Consider the following 16,313-nt stretch of genomic DNA (forward strand, 5'->3'; position numbering starts at 1 on the left):
TACGTGCATGTCTCACTCGGTCGGCGCCCAGTACTCCGTAAGTGTGGCCGCACCCGGCTCGAGGCCCTTCCAGAGGCCGTCGAAGGACAGCAGCGCGAAGGCGGCGGCCGGGAAGCCGCGGCGCTGCATCCGCTCCGGGGCATCGCCCTCACCCGCGCCGGACAGGATCTCGGCCAGGCCTTGGACACCCGGGTTGTGGCCGATCAGGATCACGTTGCGCACGTCGTCCGGGGTCTCGTTGAGCAGGGCGATCAGCTCGCCGGGCGAGGCCTCGTAGACCCGCTCCTCGTAGACGGTCCTCGGCCGCTCCGGCAGTTCGTGGACGGCGAGCTTCCAGGTCTCGCGGGTCCGGACCGCGGTGGAGCACAGGGCCAGGTCGAAGGCGATACCGGTATCGGCCAGCTTGCGTCCGGCGACCGCGGCGTCCATGCGTCCGCGCTCGGCGAGCGGGCGGTCGTGGTCGGACACCTGGGGCCAGTCGGCTTTCGCATGCCGGAAGAGGACGATCCTGCGAGGTTCTGCGGCGCTCATGCGCTCCAGCTTCGCATGAAACAGGCCAGGCGGTGCAGGGAGTTGGTCTGCGGATTCACCGCGCGCGGGGGCTCCGGGTCAGCGCACGAGGAGTTGCTGGGCGCGTTCGAAGAGGTGCGTGATCGCCGGGTCGCCGCTCGCCGCGTGCGCGTCCGACGGGTTCAGTATCAGCAGCAGCAGCGCGAGAAACGCGAGCGCGGGCAGGGCGAGGGCCCACCAGGGCAGCCGGATGTCGACGCCGCCCGTGGTCGCCGGGTGGGGCCGGGAGTGGGTGCGGGCCGACATGATCGCCTCCATGGTCTTCGAGCGGGTCCGTGACCGCCCTGCGCGGTCACATCTCGAAGCTACGGAATCGAAGGCCGCCAACCCATCCGGACTTCCACCCAGTTCACCCTGACCCTTACCCCCTAGGGGATGGTGGGGCCAGCCCCACCATCCGCGGGAAGGGACCGCCGGGAGACAACAGGGAGGCGGCCGTGGCGGCTGCGACAGCCGGAAGACCGCCGCCTCGAGGGTCGCCCGGATACGGCTGTCAGACGGTCGTCACGGGGAGGCGACGGTCGCGATGATGGCGATGATCACGAAGATGGCGAAGAACGAGCCGAAGACGATCAGCATCTTCTTCTGCCCGTTCTGCGGGTTCGGGTCGAGCACAGGCTGCATGCGGTCAGTGTCCCACCCGACCCCCGCGCGCGTGCCGCCGGGGTCGCACGCTCAGCGCGCCGCCGCCTCGTCCTCCACCGTGCGGTTCCGGCCCGCCAGGAAGCCGACCAGGATCTGCGGCACCATCAGGCCCGACATGAGAGCGATCGGCAGACCCCAGCCACCGCTGTGCTGGTAGAGCACGCCGACGAGGAGCGGGCCGGGTATGGAGATCAGATAGCCGGTGCTCTGCGCGAACGCGGACAGCTGGGCCACCCCGGCACCGCTCCTGGCCCGCATGCCGACCATCGTCAGGGCCAGTGGGAAGGCGCAGTTGGAGACGCCGAGCAGCACGGCCCAGGCCCAGGCACCGCCGACCGGGGCGAGGTACAGGCCGGCGTATCCGGCGAGCCCGCACACGCCGAGGACCAGCACGATCGGACCCTGGTGCGGCAGCCGCGTGGCGACGCGCGGGATGACGAAGGCCAGCGGCACGCCCATCGCCATGGTGACGGCGAGCAGCACGCCCGCGGTACCGGCGGGGACACCGGCGTCCCGGAAGATCTGCGGCATCCAGCCCATGGTGATGTAGGCGGCGGTGGCCTGGAGACCGAAGAAGACGGCGAGCGCCCATGCGGTGCGGCTGCGGGTGATGCGCAGGGGTGCGCTCTGAGCAGGCTGTTCCTGCGCCGCGTGCACCGCCGCCGGTTCCGGCTGCGACCGCTGTGCGGACGCGGTGCCGCGGTCACGGACGAGCAGCAGCCAGGGCAGGACGGCGGCGGCCGCGAGGACAGCCCACACGGCGAGGCCGGGCCGCCAGCCGCCGCCCAGGGCGTCGGTCAGCGGCACGGTGGTCGCGGCGGCGAGGGAGGTGCCCATGGCGAGGGCCATCGAGTACAGGCCGGTCATGGGTCCGACCCGGTCCGGGAACCAGCGCTTGACGATGACCGGCATGAGCACGTTGCTCACCGCGATGCCCATGAGGGCGAGCGCGCTGGCGGCCAGGAACCCGGCGGTGCTCCCGGTGTAGGGCCGTATCAGCAGGCCCGCGGTGATGGCGACCATGCCGGCGCACACCACGGTGGCCGGGCCGAAACGGCGGGCCAGGCGCGGGGCGGTGACACCGAAGACGGCGAAGCAGAGCGGCGGCACGGAGGTGAGCAGCCCGGCCACGCTGCCGCTCATGCCGAGGCCGTCGCGGACCTCCTCCAGCAGGGCGCCGAGGCTCGTGATGGCCGGGCGGAGGTTCAGCGCGGACAGCACGATGCCGACGACGACTAGGCGCGTCGCCCACGCGCGCGTGCCCCCTGCGCCGTGGGTCGTCTCGGGTGTGTTCGCTGTGGCGGTGCCACGATCGGTCGATGACATCGCCGTACGGGTTTCCGCTGTCCGGGTTTCCTCACTAGCCATGAGACCCATCATAGAATCATGGGATGATTGACTGTCCATCCCCGGGACGTCCGGACCCGGGCCTGTCGTGCGAAGGTGTGCCATGCCTCTGAGCCACCCGCGCCGTTCGGCGCTGTCCGAGCAGGTCATCGCCGAACTGCGCAACCAGATCACCTCCGGCGAATGGCCGGTCGGCTCACGCATCCCCACGGAACCGGAACTCGTCGAGCAGCTCGGCGTCGCCCGCAACACCGTCCGCGAGGCGGTCCGCGCGCTCGCCCACAACGGTCTCCTGGACATCCGGCAGGGCTCCGGCACCTATGTGGTGGCGACGAGCGAGCTGGCCGGCGTGATGCACCGCCGGTTCGCCGACGCCGACCCGCGGCACATCGCCGAGCTGCGCGCCGCGCTGGAGTCGGCCGCGGCGAAGCTGGCCGCCGAGCGGCGCACCGAGAAGGACCTCAAGCAGCTGGACACGCTCATGGAGCGGCGCGAGGAGGCCTGGCAGACGGGTGAGGCGGAGGCGTTCGTGGCGGCCGACGCCACCTTCCACCTGGCCGTCGTGGCCGCCTCCCACAACGACGTCATGACGGCGATGTACGCCGACCTCGGCGAGGTCCTGCGGGACTGGCTGCGCGCGGACGTCGGGGCGGAACTGACCCCGGAGACGCACATGGATCACACCCGGCTGCTGGACGCGATCCGCACCAGGGACGCGCAGGCCGCGGCCGCCGAGGCGGCGAGCTATCCGTTCCTGTGCCGCCCGGGCCGGCTCAGCGTTCCTTCTGGTGGCTGATCCAGACCGAGCGAACGTCCTCCCAGCACCGGCCCGTGAGCCGCACGGTCAGGGCGGGCAGGGTGTCCACCGGTGCGCTGTCGGTGCCGATGTCCCACCAGCGGGCGCACTTGATGTGCAGTCGTACGCGATCGGTGTCGACATAGGGGTTGTGGCAGTAGGCCACCACATGCGAGCCGTGGACGGCCGTGCGGCAGGCGGCGCCGAAGAGGCTCGGTGCGGGCGGTTTCCCGTCGTCCACGCGCGCGGAGGGCCTCGCGTCGTACGGCAGACAGAGCACGAGGGCCACGGCCACGGTCACCGGGGCCAGGCTTCGGGACAGGCGCACAACGGGACCTCCTCGGCCGGGCTGGGGAGGGGCGCGTGGAGTGAGCGCGTAATCCAGAGTGCGCCGTTCGGACCGCCGGCCGCCCGGCGGGTAGGCCGAACGGGTGACACCCCGCGCCAGGGCCGACCGGCACGGCGAGGAGAGGCGCCCGGTTCCGCCTTCCGCGGCCCTCCAGTACGACCGAGGCCCGCACCCCCGAAGGGGTGCGGGCCTCGGCTGTCGAGCCCTGGCGGCAGCGATCAGGCGCCGATCGCGTGCAGACCGCCGTCGACGTGGATGATCTCGCCGGTGGTCTTGGGGAACCAGTCGCTCAGCAGGGCGACGATGCCGCGGCCGGCCGGCTCCGGGTCCTTCAGGTCCCATTCCAGCGGGGCGCGGGTGTCCCACACGGAGGCCAGCTCAGCGAAGCCCGGGATGGACTTGGCGGCCATGGAGCCGATCGGGCCCGCGGAGATGAGGTTGCAGCGGATGTTCTGCTTGCCCAGGTCGCGCGCCATGTAGCGGCTGGTCGCCTCCAGGGCGGCCTTGGCCGGGCCCATCCAGTCGTACTGCGGCCAGGCGTACTGCGCGTCGAAGGTGAGGCCGACGACCGAGCCGCCGTTCTGCATCAGCGGCAGGCAGGCCATGGTCAGCGACTTCAGGGAGTACGCCGAGACGTGCATCGCGGTGGCCACGGACTCGAACGGCGTGTTGAGGAAGTTGCCGCCGAGCGCGTCCTGCGGCGCGAAGCCGATGGAGTGCACGACGCCGTCGAGGCCGCCCAGCTCCTCGCCGACGACGTCGGCCAGGCGGCCGAGGTGCTCGTCGTTGGTGACGTCCAGCTCGATGACCTTGGTGGGCTTGGGCAGCTTCTTGGCGATGCGCTCGGTCAGCGTGGGCCGCGGAAACGCGGTCAGGATGATCTCCGCACCCTGCTCCTGGGCCAGCTTGGCCGCGTGGAAGGCGATGGAGGACTCCATCAGCACACCGGTGATCAGGATGCGCTTGCCCTCGAGGATTCCGCTCATGGTGATCAGTGACCCATTCCCAGTCCGCCGTCAACGGGGATGACGGCTCCAGTGATGTACGAGGCGTCGTCAGAGGCGAGGAACCGCACCGTCGCGGCGATCTCCTCAGGCTGCGCGTAACGGCCGAGCGGCACCTGAGACACGATGTTCTCGCGCTGCTCGTCGGTGAGCGCCTTGGTCATGTCGGTGTCGACGAAACCGGGCGCGACGACGTTGAAGGTGATGTTGCGCGAGCCCAGCTCACGGGCGAGGGAACGCGCGAAGCCGACCAGGGCGGCCTTGGACGCGGCGTAGTTCGCCTGCCCCGCCGAACCGAGCAGACCGACCACGGACGAGACCAGGACGACGCGGCCCTTCTTGGCGCGCAGCATGCCGCGGTTGGCGCGCTTGACGACCCGGAAGGTGCCGGTGAGGTTGGTGTCGATGACCGAGGTGAAGTCCTCCTCGGTCATGCGCATCAGGAGCTGGTCCTTGGTGACACCGGCGTTGGCGATCAGGACCTCGACCGGGCCGTGCTGGTCCTCGATCTCCTTGTAGGCCTGCTCCACCTGCTCCGGGTCGGTGATGTCGCACTTGACGGCGAGGAATCCGGCCGGCGGCTCACCCGAGCGGTACGTGATCGCGACCTTGTCGCCTGCGTCGGCGAATGCGCGGGCGATGGCGAGGCCGATGCCCCGGTTTCCTCCGGTGACGAGAACCGAGCGGCTCAACGGATCACCCTTTCGATAGCGGTCTCAAGCGGTCGGGCTGCCCGCCCGAACACGTCGATGACAGGCGGCTTCATCGAAAACCTATCGGTAGCGCCGCACGCACGGGGAAGTGGGCACCCACAGTGGCTCGGGTGAGTCCCTGTCGGGTCCCTACAGAAACGGCGGGCCGGGACCGAAACCGTGTAGTCCGCGGAGCCGGGTCCGCGACATGATCGGAGCCGACAGGCCACGACAGCAGGGAGACCTCCGTGCCTCATTCCATCGACGAAGCCTTCACGGCGCTTCCCCTCAAGGCCCTCGCCGACGCCGCGCTCGCACGCGCGCGTGCGCTGGGGGCCGAGCACGCGGACTTCCGGTGCGAGCGGGTGCGCAGCGCGTCCTGGCGGCTGCGGGACGCCAAGCCGGCCGGTTCGTCGGACACCACCGACCTCGGGTACGCGGTCCGGGTCGTGCACGGCGGCACGTGGGGCTTCGCCTCGGGGGTCGATCTGACCCTGGACGCGGCGGCCAGGGTCGCCTCGCAGGCGGTGGCGATGGCGAAGCTCTCGGCCCAGGTGATCAAGGCGGCGGGGTCGGACGAGCGCGTGGAGCTGGCCGACGAACCCGTGCACGCCGACAGGACGTGGATCTCGTCGTACGAGATCGACCCGTTCTCGGTGCCCGACGAGGAGAAGGCCGCGCTGCTGGCCGAGTGGAGCGCGCGGCTGCTGGCCGCGCAGGGCGTCGACCACGTGGACGCCTCGCTGCTCACCGTGCACGAGAACAAGTTCTACGCCGACACCGCCGGGACCATGACGACACAGCAGCGTGTACGGCTGCACCCTCAGTTCACGGCCGTGGCGGTCGACGAGTCGAGCGGGGAGTTCGACTCGATGCGCACCCTCGCGCCGCCCGTCGGGCGCGGCTGGGAGTATCTGACGGGCACCGGATGGGACTGGGACGACGAGTTGGAGCGGATCCCCGAGCTGCTCGCCGAGAAGATGCGGGCGCCGAGCGTGGAGCCGGGCCTGTACGACCTGGTGGTCGACCCCTCCAACCTGTGGCTCACGATCCATGAGTCCATCGGCCACGCCACCGAGCTGGACCGCGCCCTCGGCTACGAGGCGGCGTACGCGGGCACTTCCTTCGCCACCTTCGACCAGCTGGGCAAGCTGCGTTACGGCTCCGAGCTGATGAACGTCACCGGAGACCGCACCGCCGAGCACGGCCTCGCGACCATCGGCTACGACGACGAGGGCGTCGAGGCGCAGTCCTGGGACCTGGTGAAGGACGGGACGCTGGTCGGCTACCAGCTGGACCGCAGGATCGCGAGGCTGACCGGCCTCGACCGCTCCAACGGTTGCGCGTTCGCCGACTCCCCCGGACATGTGCCGGTGCAGCGCATGGCCAACGTGTCCCTGCAGCCGGATCCCGCCGGACTGTCGACCGAGGACCTGATCGGCGGCGTCGACCGGGGCATCTACGTGGTCGGTGACCGGTCCTGGTCGATCGACATGCAGCGGTACAACTTCCAGTTCACGGGTCAGCGCTTCTTCAGGATCGAGAACGGGCGGATCACCGGGCAGCTCAAGGACGTGGCGTACCAGGCGACCACGACGGACTTCTGGGGGTCGATGGCCGCGGTGGGCGGTCCGCAGACCTACGTCCTCGGTGGTGCCTTCAACTGCGGCAAGGCCCAGCCCAGCCAGGTGGCGGCCGTCTCGCACGGGTGCCCCTCCGCCCTCTTCAAGGGCGTCAACATTCTGAACACCACGCAGGAGGCCGGTCGATGAGCGCCCGTAGCAACAAGCCGCACGAGGTCGTGGAGCAGGCGCTCGCGCTGTCCCGGGCCGACGGCTGTGTCGTCATCGCCGACGAGTACTCGACCGCCAACCTGCGCTGGGCGGGCAACGCGCTGACCACGAACGGGGTGACGCGCGGTCGTACGCTCACCGTGATCGCGACCGTGGACGGCAAGGAGGGCACCGCCTCCGGTGTCGTGTCGCGCTCGGCCGTCACGCCGCAGGAGCTGGAGCCGCTGGTGCGGGCCGCCGAGGCAGCCGCGCGCGGTGCCGGGCCCGCCGAGGACGCCCAGCCCCTGGTCACCGGTGTGCCGCAGTCCCCTGACTTCACGGACGCGCCCGCCGAGACCTCCTCCGCGGTGTTCGCCGACTTCGCCCCGGCGCTCGGCGAGGCGTTCGCACGCGCGCGTGCGGGCGGCCGTGAGCTGTACGGCTTCGCCAACCACGAGTTGGTGTCGACGTACCTGGGTACGTCCACGGGCCTGCGTCTGCGCCACGACCAGCCCACCGGCACGCTGGAGCTGAACGCCAAGTCGCCCGACCGGCTGCGCTCGGCGTGGGCCGGCCGCTCCACGCGGGACTTCAAGGACGTCGACCCGGGCGCCCTGGACGCCGAGCTGGCCGTACGGCTCGGCTGGGCGGAGCGGAGCGTGGCGCTGCCCGCGGGCCGGTACGAGACGCTGCTGCCGCCGACCGCGGTCGCGGACCTGCTGATCTACCAGCTGTGGTCGGCGTCGGGGCGGGACGCGGCCGAGGGCCGGACGGTGTTCTCCCGGCCGGGCGGGGGCACGCGCGTCGGCGACAGGCTGAGCGAGCTGCCGCTGACGCTGCGCAGCGACCCGAACGAGCCGGGCCTTGAATGCGCGCCCTTCGTGGTCGCGCACTCCTCGGGCGGTGACCAGTCGGTGTTCGACAACGGGCTGCCGGCGCTTGCCACCGAGTGGATCGGCCAGGGCGTGCTCGGCCATCTGACGACCACCCGGCACAGCGCGGCCCTGACCGGGCTGCCGGTGGCCCCGGCGCCCGGGAATCTGATCCTGGACGGCGGGGACGACCGCTCTCTGGAGGAGATGGTGGCTCAGACCGAGCGGGGGCTGCTGCTGACCTGCCTGTGGTACATCCGCGAGGTCGACCCGGCGACGCTGCTGCTGACGGGCCTGACCCGGGACGGTGTCTACCTTGTGGAGAACGGCGAGGTGACCGGGCAGGTGAACAACTTCCGGTTCAACGAGTCCCCGGTGGATCTGCTGGGGCGGGCGACGCAGGCCGGGCGCACCGAGAAGACGCTGCCGCGCGAGTGGAGCGACTGGTTCACCCGGGCCGCGATGCCCGCGTTGCGGATCCCGGATTTCAATATGAGCTCTGTCAGTCAGGGCGTATAACCTCGTAGGCGTTCGTGGTCGGGTGTCACCGTCGGGTGTCGTCCGGCCGCCCGAAGATCATCGAGGAGACACGAGAACCGTGACGGACATCGTCGACGAGCTGAAGTGGCGTGGGCTGTTCGCCCTGTCCACCGACGAGGACGCCTTGCGCAAGGCGCTCGCGGACGGTCCCGTCACGTTCTATTGCGGTTTCGACCCGACCGCGCCGTCCCTGCACGTGGGGCACCTGGTGCAGGTGCTCACCGTGCGCCGGCTCCAGCAGGCCGGGCACCGGCCGCTGGCGCTGGTCGGCGGTGCCACGGGCCTGATCGGTGACCCGCGCCCGACGGCGGAGCGCACGCTGAACGACCCGGAGACGGTGGCGGGCTGGGTCGGCAAGCTGCGCGCGCAGATCGAGCCGTTCCTGTCCTTCGAGGGCGAGAACGCCGCGGTCATGGTCAACAACCTAGACTGGACCGCGGGTCTGTCCGCGATCGAGTTCCTGCGGGACATCGGCAAGCACTTCCGGGTCAACAAGATGCTGACGAAGGACTCCGTGGCCCGGCGCCTGGAGTCCGACCAGGGCATCAGCTACACGGAGTTCAGCTACCAGATCCTGCAGGGGATGGACTTCCTCCAGCTCTACCGGCGCCACGGCTGCACGCTCCAGCAGGGCGGCAGCGACCAGTGGGGCAACCTCACGGCGGGCCTGGACCTGATCCACAAGCTGGAGCCCGGCGCCGACGTGCACGCCCTGGCCACCCCGCTGATGACGAAGGCGGACGGCACCAAGTTCGGCAAGACCGAGGGCGGCGCCGTCTGGCTCGACCCGGAGATGACGACGCCGTACGCGTTCTACCAGTTCTGGCTGAACGTGGACGACCGGGACATCTCGACGTACATGCGGATCCTGTCCTTCAAGTCCCGTGAGGAGCTGGAGGAGCTGGAGCAGCAGACGCAGGATCGTCCGCAGGCCCGGGCGGCGCAGCGGGCGCTGGCCGAGGAGCTGACGACGCTGGTGCACGGCGCCGACCAGACGGCCGCGGTGATCGCCGCGAGCCGTGCCCTCTTCGGGCAGGGCGAGCTGGCGGAGCTGGACGGCACGACGCTCGCCGCCGCGCTGTCCGAGCTGCCGCACATCCGGGTCACCGAGCTGGGTGCGGTGGTCGACCTGTTCGCGGAGGTCGGTCTCGTCGCCAGCAAGTCCGCCGCGCGTCGGACCGTGAAGGAGGGCGGGGCCTACGTGAACAACGTGAAGGTCTCTTCCGAGGACGCCGTCCCGGCGAAGGAGGAGTTGCTGGACGGGCGGTGGCTGGTGCTGCGACGGGGGAAGAAGAACCTTGCCGCTGTGGAGGTTGTCGCCGGTTAGCGCCGTCGAGAGCGCGGTGGTCTGCGGGATGCGGCTTCGTCCGTGGTTCGTGCGCAGGCCCCCGCGCTCCTGAAGGGGCGCTCCCCTGTGGGCGATGTCAGGCGCGCTCGGCCTTCTTCTTGCCGAGTGTCGCCATGTAAAGGGCGTCCACCACACCCACGATGATGATGGCCGCCACGAGCTGGAAGATGTGCCGGCTCCAGTCGATGCCCCGGGTCGCCGCCACGCCCACGGCGCGGGCGATGGCGTTGCCCACGATGGCGCCGAGCATGCCGCAGATGGTGGTCAGCCACAGCGGGCTGTGCTGCTTGCCCGGGATGACGGCCTTGGCGATGACGCCGAGCACGAATCCCACGATGATCGCCCACAACCAGCCCATGGCTGCCTCCTCATACGGCTCGACGTGAGCATTAGGGCCAGTGTCGGCCGATGGGCCGTACGGCGCATGTCGGGTTCCCCCGTGCGGGGCGGGTTCGCCGCCGTTGTCGCAGGCAGTGAGCGCCCCGGTCTCGTGGGCGGCAGGGCCGCGGCGTAACGTGGGACGTGTCCCTGCCCGGTTCCCGGCCGGGCGTGGACGACGGTGCGGGCCGGGGAGAGTCCGATGCGGCGGATGGTGGTTTGTGATGCGGAAACAGCACGGCGGCGTCCAGGTGTTCCGGATCACCGGTGCCCGGACGGGTCTTGCCGAGGACGTACGGGGCCGGCAGCGGCGGTACGTCATCTCGATGACGGTCCGCACCGCGTCGGTGATCCTCGCGGTCGCCCTGTGGAACGTCGAGCGGTACGTGGCCATCGTGGCGTTGGTGCTCGGTGCGTTGCTCCCCTATGTCGCCGTGGTCATCGCCAACGCGGGGCGTGAGCGGCCGCCGTCCCTTCCGTCGACGTTCGTCAGCGTGCCCACGCGGCCGATGATCACACCGCCGCGGACGGAGGACGCGCAGGCGCAGTCCGTTGCGGAGGACACCGCGGCCCGTCCGACGGGGGCGCGCGATGAACAGCCCGGTCCGGTGTGACGCGGGCGGTCGCGGAAGCGGAATACGGGCTACCCATGAAGCTCAAGAAAAGCTCAGACAATCGTGCAGTTCCGGTGCCGGTCCACGGGGTACCCGTGACATACTGCGTACGCGCTCCGCATCCCCCGTCGGAGCGACGGACCGACGCCGGGCAGCTCCCCCCGTGGCTGCCCGGCGTCGCCTTGTCCGGGCCTCTTTCTGTGGGACGAACCTGTGACTGACGAGACCCCGATCTGTTCCGCCAAGGGCTGCCACACCGCCGCCGTGTGGGTACTGGCGTGGAACAACCCGAAGATCCATACGCCGGAGCGGCGCAAGACGTGGCTCGCGTGCGAGGAGCATCGCGAGCATCTTTCGCAGTTTCTCGGGGTGCGGGGCTTTTTGAAGGACGTGGTGAAGTTCGAGGACTGGGAAGCGTCCGAGAACTCCTAGCCGCCGATCGCGGACATGGGCCGGTCCGGCTGGACGAAGGTCGGGTCGTCCAGTCCCGCCCCCGCCTTCTTTCCCCACATCGTCAGTCGCCAGATGCGGGCGATCTCCTCGTCGGGCGCGCCGGAGCGCAGGGCCGCGCGGAGGTCGGTCTCCTCGGTGGCGAACAGGCAGGTGCGTATCTGGCCGTCGGCCGTGAGGCGGGTGCGGTCGCAGGCCGCGCAGAAGGGGCGGGTGACCGAGGCGATGACCCCGACCCGGTGCGGGCCGCCGTCGACCAGCCAGCGCTCCGCCGGGGCCGAGCCGCGCTCGTCCGCGCCCTCGGGGGTGAGATCGAAGCGGGTGCGCAGGGACGCGAGGATGTCCCCGGCGGTGACCATGCCCTCGCGCTTCCAGCCGTGCTGGGCGTCGAGGGGCATCTGCTCGATGAAGCGCTGCTCGTAGCCGTGCTCGATCGCCCAGGCCAGCAGGTCGGGCGCCTCGTCGTCGTTCAGGCCTGGCATCAGGACCGAGTTGATCTTGACGGGGGTGAGGCCGGCCTCGTGGGCGGCTTCCAGACCCTCGAGGACGTCCTTGTGCCGGTCGCGGCGGGTGAGGGTCTTGAAGACGTCGGGACGGAGGGTGTCCAGCGAGACGTTGACCCGGTCCAGGCCCGCGGCCTTCAGAGCCGCCGCCGTGCGCCGCAGGCCGATGCCGTTGGTCGTCAACGACATCTGCGGGCGCGGGGCGAGGGCGTCGACGCGCTCGACGATGCCGACCAGGCCCGGGCGCAACAGCGGCTCGCCACCGGTGAAGCGGACCTCCTCGATGCCGAGCATCCGCACGGCGATGTCGATGAGGCGGACGATCTCGTCGTCCGTGAGCAGGTCGGGCTTGGCCAGCCACTGCAGGCCCTCCTCGGGCATGCAGTAGGTGCAGCGCAGATTGCACCGGTCGGTCAGCGAGACCCTCAGGTCGGTGGCCACTCGGCCGTAGGTGTCGATGAGCACGTGGGCCCCCTCCCTCGTTCCCGGAGCATTCGTCCTGCGTTACCTGCGAGCCTACGTGACACCACTGACAACGACAGCGACCTGATCCGACGAGGTACGACGCGGCCGTGTCGTAGGACCGTACAGTCCCGGGCGACACGGCCGTCGTACGAAGGTGTCAGTGCGCTCCGGTGCCGGTCAGGGACCGCACCTCGAGTTCGGCGTACTTGCCGGCGTCCGGGACCTCCTTCGACAGCAGGGTGCCCACGACGCCGAGCAGGAAGCCGACGGGGATGGAGATGATGCCGGGGTTCTCCAGCGGGAACCAGTGGAAGTCGACGCCGGGGAACATCGAGGCCGGGCTGCCGGAGACCACCGGCGAGAACAGCACCAGGCCGACCGCCGTGACCAGGCCGCCGTAGATCGACCACAGGGCGCCGGAGGTGGTGAACCGCTTCCAGAACAGGCTGTAGAGGATCGTGGGAAGGTTCGCGGAGGCGGCGACCGCGAAGGCGAGGGCGACCAGGCCGGCCACGTTCAGGTCACGGGCGAGGGCGCCGAGGAGGATGGAGACCGCGCCGATGCCGACGGTCGCCCAGCGTGCCGCGCCGATCTCCTGCTTCTCGGTGGCCTGCCCCTTCTTGATGACGTTGGCGTAGATGTCGTGCGCGAAGGACGAGGACGAGGCCAGGGTCAGGCCCGCGACGACCGCGAGGATCGTGGCGAAGGCGACCGCGGAGATGGTGGCGAGCAGGACGGCGCCCCAGTTGGAGTCGACGCCGCCCAGGTGGAGCGCCAGGAGCGGCGCCGTGGTGTTGCCCGCCTTGTTGGAGGCGATGATCTCGGCCGGCTTGATCAGCGCGGCGGCGCCGAAGCCGAGCGCGAGGGTCATCAGGTAGAAGACGCCGATCAGGCCGATCGCCCAGAGGACGGACTTACGGGCGGCCTTCGCGGTGGGCACCGTGTAGAAGCGGATCAGGATGTGCGGCAGGCCCGCGGTGCCGAGCACCAGGGCGATGCCGAGCGAGATGAAGTCCAGCTTGGTGGTGCCGGTGGCGCCGTACTTCAGGCCGGGCTCCAGGAAGGCGGAGCCCTTGCCGCTGTTGTCGGCGGCCTTGCCGAGCAGGTCGGAGATGTTGAAGTGGAACTTCAGCAGGACCAGGAAGGTCAGCAGCACGGCGCCCGCGATCAGCAGCACCGCCTTGACCATCTGGACCCAGGTGGTGCCCTTCATGCCGCCGATGGTGACGTACACGATCATCAGGACGCCGACCAGGGCGACGATGCCGATCTTGCCGGCGTCGCTGGTGATGCCCAGCAGGAGGGAGACCAGGACGCCCGCACCGGCCATCTGTGCGAGCAGGTAGAAGATCGAGACGACGATCGTGGAGGCGCCGGCGGCCGTGCGCACCGGGCGCTGGCGCATCCGGTAGGCCAGCACGTCGCCCATGGTGTAGCGGCCGGAGTTGCGCAGCGGCTCGGCGACCAGGAGCAGGGCGACCAGCCAGGCGACGAGGAAGCCGATGGAGTACAGGAAACCGTCGTAGCCGAAGAGGGCGATGGCGCCGGCGATACCGAGGAAGGACGCGGCGGACATGTAGTCGCCGGAGACGGCGAGGCCGTTCTGGAAGCCGGTGAACTGGCGTCCGCCGGCGTAGAAGTCGGCGGCGTCCTTGGTCTGGCGGCCCGCCCAGACGGTGATGACGAGGGTCGCGGCGACGAACACCGCGAACAGGGTGATGATCAGTGGCCTGTGCTGGCTCGCCTCGCCGGCGGCGAGCAGGGTGTGCTGTGCGGGGCTCATGCTCCGCCCTCCATCCGGGACTTGATGGCCTCCGCCTTGGGGTCGAGCTGCGCGGCGGCACGACGGGCGTACCACCAGGCGATGAGGAAGGTGGTGAGGAACTGGGCGAGGCCGAGGACGAGGGCGACGTTGACGTTGCCGGCCACCTTGGTGCCCATGAAGTCGCCCGCGTAGTTGGAGAGCAGGACGTACAGCAGGTACCAGGCCGTGAACGCGATGGTGAGCGGGAAGGCGAAGGAGCGGTGGGCGCGGCGCAGTTCTGCGAACTCCGCGCTCTGCTGTACCTGCGCGAACTCCTCGGTGGAGGGAAGTGGGGCGCCCGGTGGGGCGGGGGGCGGTGTCTCGGTGGCCACGGTGTCTCCTCGCGTTCGCGGTTGCCATGACGACGGGGGCTCGATCGTGCTCGTGCTCCCTGCCCAAGGTCCACGGCGCCACGCAAGGACCGGTTCAAGTGCTATGAGTTGATCCGCAAGCGGTCTTGTTGAGTCATTGCCAAGTCATTGATGATCAGCGACCGGCGGGATAACTTCACCGTGCACCACCCGTCATGCACCTGCCCGAGCACCAGCCGTGTCTCGGGCGGTTTCGTATCCGGATGATGTGGAGATCCCATGGCTCATCTGCGCTCCAGACACAGGCTCGCGCTCGCCGTACCCGTGGCACTGTCCCTGACCGCCGCGCTCGGCCTCCTGCCGGCGGCGGCCTCGGCGGCGCCCGTCACGGCACCGGCGGCGCGAGCGGCGGAGAGCGGTCCGAACCTCGCCTACGTGGTCAACACCCGCACCGATCACCGCACGATCGAGTCGGTACGGCGCGAGGTCACCCGCAACGGCGGTTCCGTCGTGGCCGGTTACGACAGGATCGGAGTGATCGTCGCGCATTCCGCGGACCCCGGTTTCGCGGCGCGCATGCGCACGGTGCGCGGCGTGGACTCGGCGGGCGCCACGCGTACCGCACCGCTGAGTGCCGCGGGCACGACGGACGAGGGCGCGGTGCAGGTGCTGTCGAAGGCGCAGGTCGCGAAGCTCGCCGAGGCCGCGGCGCCGGGCGAGGAGCCGCTGGAGGCGGACCAGTGGGACCTGCGGGCGATCGGCGCCGACAAGGCCGCGCGGATCGACCCGGGCAGCCGGAGCGTGACCGTCGGTGTCATCGACACGGGCGTGGACGACACCCACCCCGACATCGCGCCGAACTTCTCGGCCTCGCAGTCGGCGAACTGCGTGAGCGGCAGGGCGGACACGACGTACGGCGCGTGGCGCCCGGTGGACGCCAACCACTACCACGGCACCCATGTGGCCGGAGAGATAGCCGCGGCCCGCAACGGCATAGGCGTTGCCGGTGTGGCGCCGGGCGTGAAGGTCGCGAGCATCACGGTGGCCCAGCCGGACGCGACCTCGCTGTTCTATCCGGAGAGCGTGGTCTGCGCCTTCGTGTTCGCCGCCGACCACGGCATCCAGATCACCAACAACAGCTACTACGTTGATCCATGGATGTACAACTGCATGGACAATCCCGATCAACGCGCCATCGTTGACGCGGTCAACAGGGCCCAGCTGTACGCCCAGCGCAAGGGCACTCTCAACGTCGCCTCGGCGGGCAACTCCAATGACGACCTGGACGCACCCTCGATCACCGACGCCTCCAGCCCCGACGACTCGACTGCCACGACCCGCACGGTCGACCCGCACAAGTGCTTCGACGTGCCGACCCAACTGCCCGGCGTGGTCACCGTGAGCGCGGTGGGCGTCAACGGCGTCAAGTCGTACTACTCCAGCTACGGTCTGGGCGTGATCGACGTCGCGGGGCCGGGCGGCGACAAGTACCAGATCCCGGACACCCCGTCGAAGAACGGCCGCATCCTGTCCACCCTGCCGAACGGCCAGTACGGCTTCCTGCAGGGCACCTCGATGGCGTCGCCGCACGTGGCAGCGGTGGCCGCGCTGCTCAAGTCGGCCCATCCGCACGCCACTCCCGCGCAGCTGCTGGCCCTGCTCAGGGCCGAGGCGGACAACCCGGGCTGCCCGAGCGGCCCCTACGACGGCGACGGGGACGGGGTCGTGGACGCGACCTGCACGGGCGGCAAGCACGTCAACGGCTTCTACGGCCATGGCGTCGTCGACGCACTGCGCGCGGTCAAGTAGCCGCAGCCCTCTCTGACTGCCCGCACGGCACGCTCGTACCGCGA

At 70.3% G+C, this 16,313-nt stretch carries 18 protein-coding genes; 7 read left to right on the forward strand and 11 right to left on the reverse strand.

All coding sequences use genetic code 11. From position 1 onward, the window contains the following. Positions 1 to 12 precede the first annotated feature (12 nt). The 4 genes from GQF42_RS11830 to GQF42_RS11840 form a co-directional block, all read right to left on the reverse strand. Positions 13 to 531 carry a SixA phosphatase family protein gene (locus GQF42_RS11830; RefSeq protein ID WP_158919589.1) on the reverse strand — a complete coding sequence of 173 codons (519 nt, stop codon included), beginning with the start codon at positions 529 to 531 and terminating at the stop codon, positions 13 to 15. Between the two features lie 78 nt (positions 532 to 609). Continuing rightward, positions 610 to 816, reverse strand: coding sequence for a hypothetical protein (locus tag GQF42_RS11835; protein WP_158919590.1), 207 nt, complete (start codon positions 814 to 816; stop codon positions 610 to 612). 258 nt (positions 817 to 1,074) lie between these two features. Then, a complete protein-coding gene (locus GQF42_RS46930) occupies positions 1,075 to 1,194 on the reverse strand; it encodes an SGM_5486 family transporter-associated protein (RefSeq protein WP_267906137.1) in 120 nt (39 codons plus the stop codon). A 51-nt stretch (positions 1,195 to 1,245) separates the two neighbouring features. Further along, on the reverse strand, positions 1,246 to 2,583 hold the full coding sequence (locus GQF42_RS11840; protein ID WP_375999020.1) for a CynX/NimT family MFS transporter: 1,338 nt from the start codon (positions 2,581 to 2,583) through the stop codon (positions 1,246 to 1,248). An 82-nt stretch (positions 2,584 to 2,665) separates the two neighbouring features. Here GQF42_RS11840 and GQF42_RS11845 point away from each other — a divergent pair, with 82 nt between their 5' ends. Further along, a complete protein-coding gene (locus GQF42_RS11845) occupies positions 2,666 to 3,358 on the forward strand; it encodes a FadR/GntR family transcriptional regulator (protein WP_158919591.1) in 693 nt (230 codons plus the stop codon). On the opposite strand, the gene GQF42_RS11850 is transcribed toward GQF42_RS11845, so the two are convergent. The 3 genes from GQF42_RS11850 to fabG all read right to left on the reverse strand — a co-directional run bounded on the left by GQF42_RS11850 (position 3,336) and on the right by fabG (position 5,403). Further along, on the reverse strand, positions 3,336 to 3,686 hold the full coding sequence (locus GQF42_RS11850; protein ID WP_158919592.1) for a hypothetical protein: 351 nt from the start codon (positions 3,684 to 3,686) through the stop codon (positions 3,336 to 3,338). The genes GQF42_RS11845 and GQF42_RS11850 overlap by 23 nt on opposite strands. 239 nt (positions 3,687 to 3,925) lie before the next feature. Further along, the gene (fabI, locus tag GQF42_RS11855; protein WP_158919593.1) at positions 3,926 to 4,693 is read right to left on the reverse strand and encodes an enoyl-ACP reductase FabI; all 768 of its coding nucleotides are present in this window, start codon (positions 4,691 to 4,693) and stop codon (positions 3,926 to 3,928) included. A gap of 5 nt (positions 4,694 to 4,698) precedes the next feature. Further along, a complete protein-coding gene (fabG, locus tag GQF42_RS11860; protein ID WP_158919594.1) occupies positions 4,699 to 5,403 on the reverse strand; it encodes a 3-oxoacyl-[acyl-carrier-protein] reductase in 705 nt (234 codons plus the stop codon). Positions 5,404 to 5,651: 248 nt separating this feature from the next. Here fabG and GQF42_RS11865 point away from each other — a divergent pair, with 248 nt between their 5' ends. From GQF42_RS11865 to tyrS, 3 genes are all read left to right on the forward strand, one after another. Further along, positions 5,652 to 7,175, forward strand: a complete 1,524-nt coding sequence (locus GQF42_RS11865) for a TldD/PmbA family protein (RefSeq protein WP_158919595.1) — start codon at positions 5,652 to 5,654, stop codon at positions 7,173 to 7,175. Beyond that, on the forward strand, positions 7,172 to 8,566 hold the full coding sequence (locus GQF42_RS11870; protein ID WP_158919596.1) for a metallopeptidase TldD-related protein: 1,395 nt from the start codon (positions 7,172 to 7,174) through the stop codon (positions 8,564 to 8,566). The genes GQF42_RS11865 and GQF42_RS11870 overlap by 4 nt, the downstream gene beginning before the upstream one ends. Before the next feature lie 79 nt (positions 8,567 to 8,645). Continuing rightward, positions 8,646 to 9,914, forward strand: coding sequence for a tyrosine--tRNA ligase (gene tyrS / locus GQF42_RS11875; RefSeq protein ID WP_158919597.1), 1,269 nt, complete (start codon positions 8,646 to 8,648; stop codon positions 9,912 to 9,914). A gap of 97 nt (positions 9,915 to 10,011) precedes the next feature. Here tyrS and GQF42_RS11880 read toward each other — a convergent pair whose 3' ends face one another. Beyond that, positions 10,012 to 10,293 (reverse strand): GlsB/YeaQ/YmgE family stress response membrane protein, encoded by a 282-nt coding sequence (locus GQF42_RS11880; protein WP_158919598.1) that lies wholly within the window; start codon positions 10,291 to 10,293, stop codon positions 10,012 to 10,014. A 244-nt stretch (positions 10,294 to 10,537) separates the two neighbouring features. Between GQF42_RS11880 and GQF42_RS11885 the strand changes: the two genes are divergently transcribed. Both GQF42_RS11885 and GQF42_RS11890 read left to right on the forward strand, forming a co-directional pair. Further along, positions 10,538 to 10,927 (forward strand): DUF3099 domain-containing protein, encoded by a 390-nt coding sequence (locus tag GQF42_RS11885; RefSeq protein ID WP_158919599.1) that lies wholly within the window; start codon positions 10,538 to 10,540, stop codon positions 10,925 to 10,927. A 213-nt stretch (positions 10,928 to 11,140) separates the two neighbouring features. After that, positions 11,141 to 11,359: a hypothetical protein gene (locus GQF42_RS11890; protein WP_158919600.1), complete on the forward strand. Its 219-nt coding sequence runs from the start codon at positions 11,141 to 11,143 to the stop codon at positions 11,357 to 11,359. On the opposite strand, the gene moaA is transcribed toward GQF42_RS11890, so the two are convergent. From moaA to GQF42_RS11905, 3 genes are all read right to left on the reverse strand, one after another. Next, on the reverse strand, positions 11,356 to 12,345 hold the full coding sequence (gene moaA, locus GQF42_RS11895) for a GTP 3',8-cyclase MoaA (protein WP_158919601.1): 990 nt from the start codon (positions 12,343 to 12,345) through the stop codon (positions 11,356 to 11,358). The two genes, GQF42_RS11890 and moaA, sit on opposite strands and share 4 nt — an antisense overlap. A 157-nt stretch (positions 12,346 to 12,502) precedes the next feature. After that, positions 12,503 to 14,128 carry a solute symporter family protein gene (locus tag GQF42_RS11900; RefSeq protein WP_158919602.1) on the reverse strand — a complete coding sequence of 542 codons (1,626 nt, stop codon included), beginning with the start codon at positions 14,126 to 14,128 and terminating at the stop codon, positions 12,503 to 12,505. Then, positions 14,125 to 14,481, reverse strand: a complete 357-nt coding sequence (locus tag GQF42_RS11905) for a DUF485 domain-containing protein (protein ID WP_158919603.1) — start codon at positions 14,479 to 14,481, stop codon at positions 14,125 to 14,127. Before GQF42_RS11905 ends, GQF42_RS11900 begins: the two co-directional genes overlap by 4 nt. 258 nt (positions 14,482 to 14,739) lie before the next feature. On the opposite strand from GQF42_RS11905, the gene GQF42_RS11910 reads away from it, so the two are divergent. Beyond that, positions 14,740 to 16,269, forward strand: a complete 1,530-nt coding sequence (locus tag GQF42_RS11910) for a S8 family peptidase (RefSeq protein ID WP_158919604.1) — start codon at positions 14,740 to 14,742, stop codon at positions 16,267 to 16,269. Positions 16,270 to 16,313 lie beyond the last annotated feature (44 nt).

The sequence above is a fragment of the Streptomyces broussonetiae genome, assembly GCF_009796285.1.
GTDB classification, from domain to species: Bacteria; Actinomycetota; Actinomycetes; order Streptomycetales; family Streptomycetaceae; genus Streptomyces; species Streptomyces broussonetiae.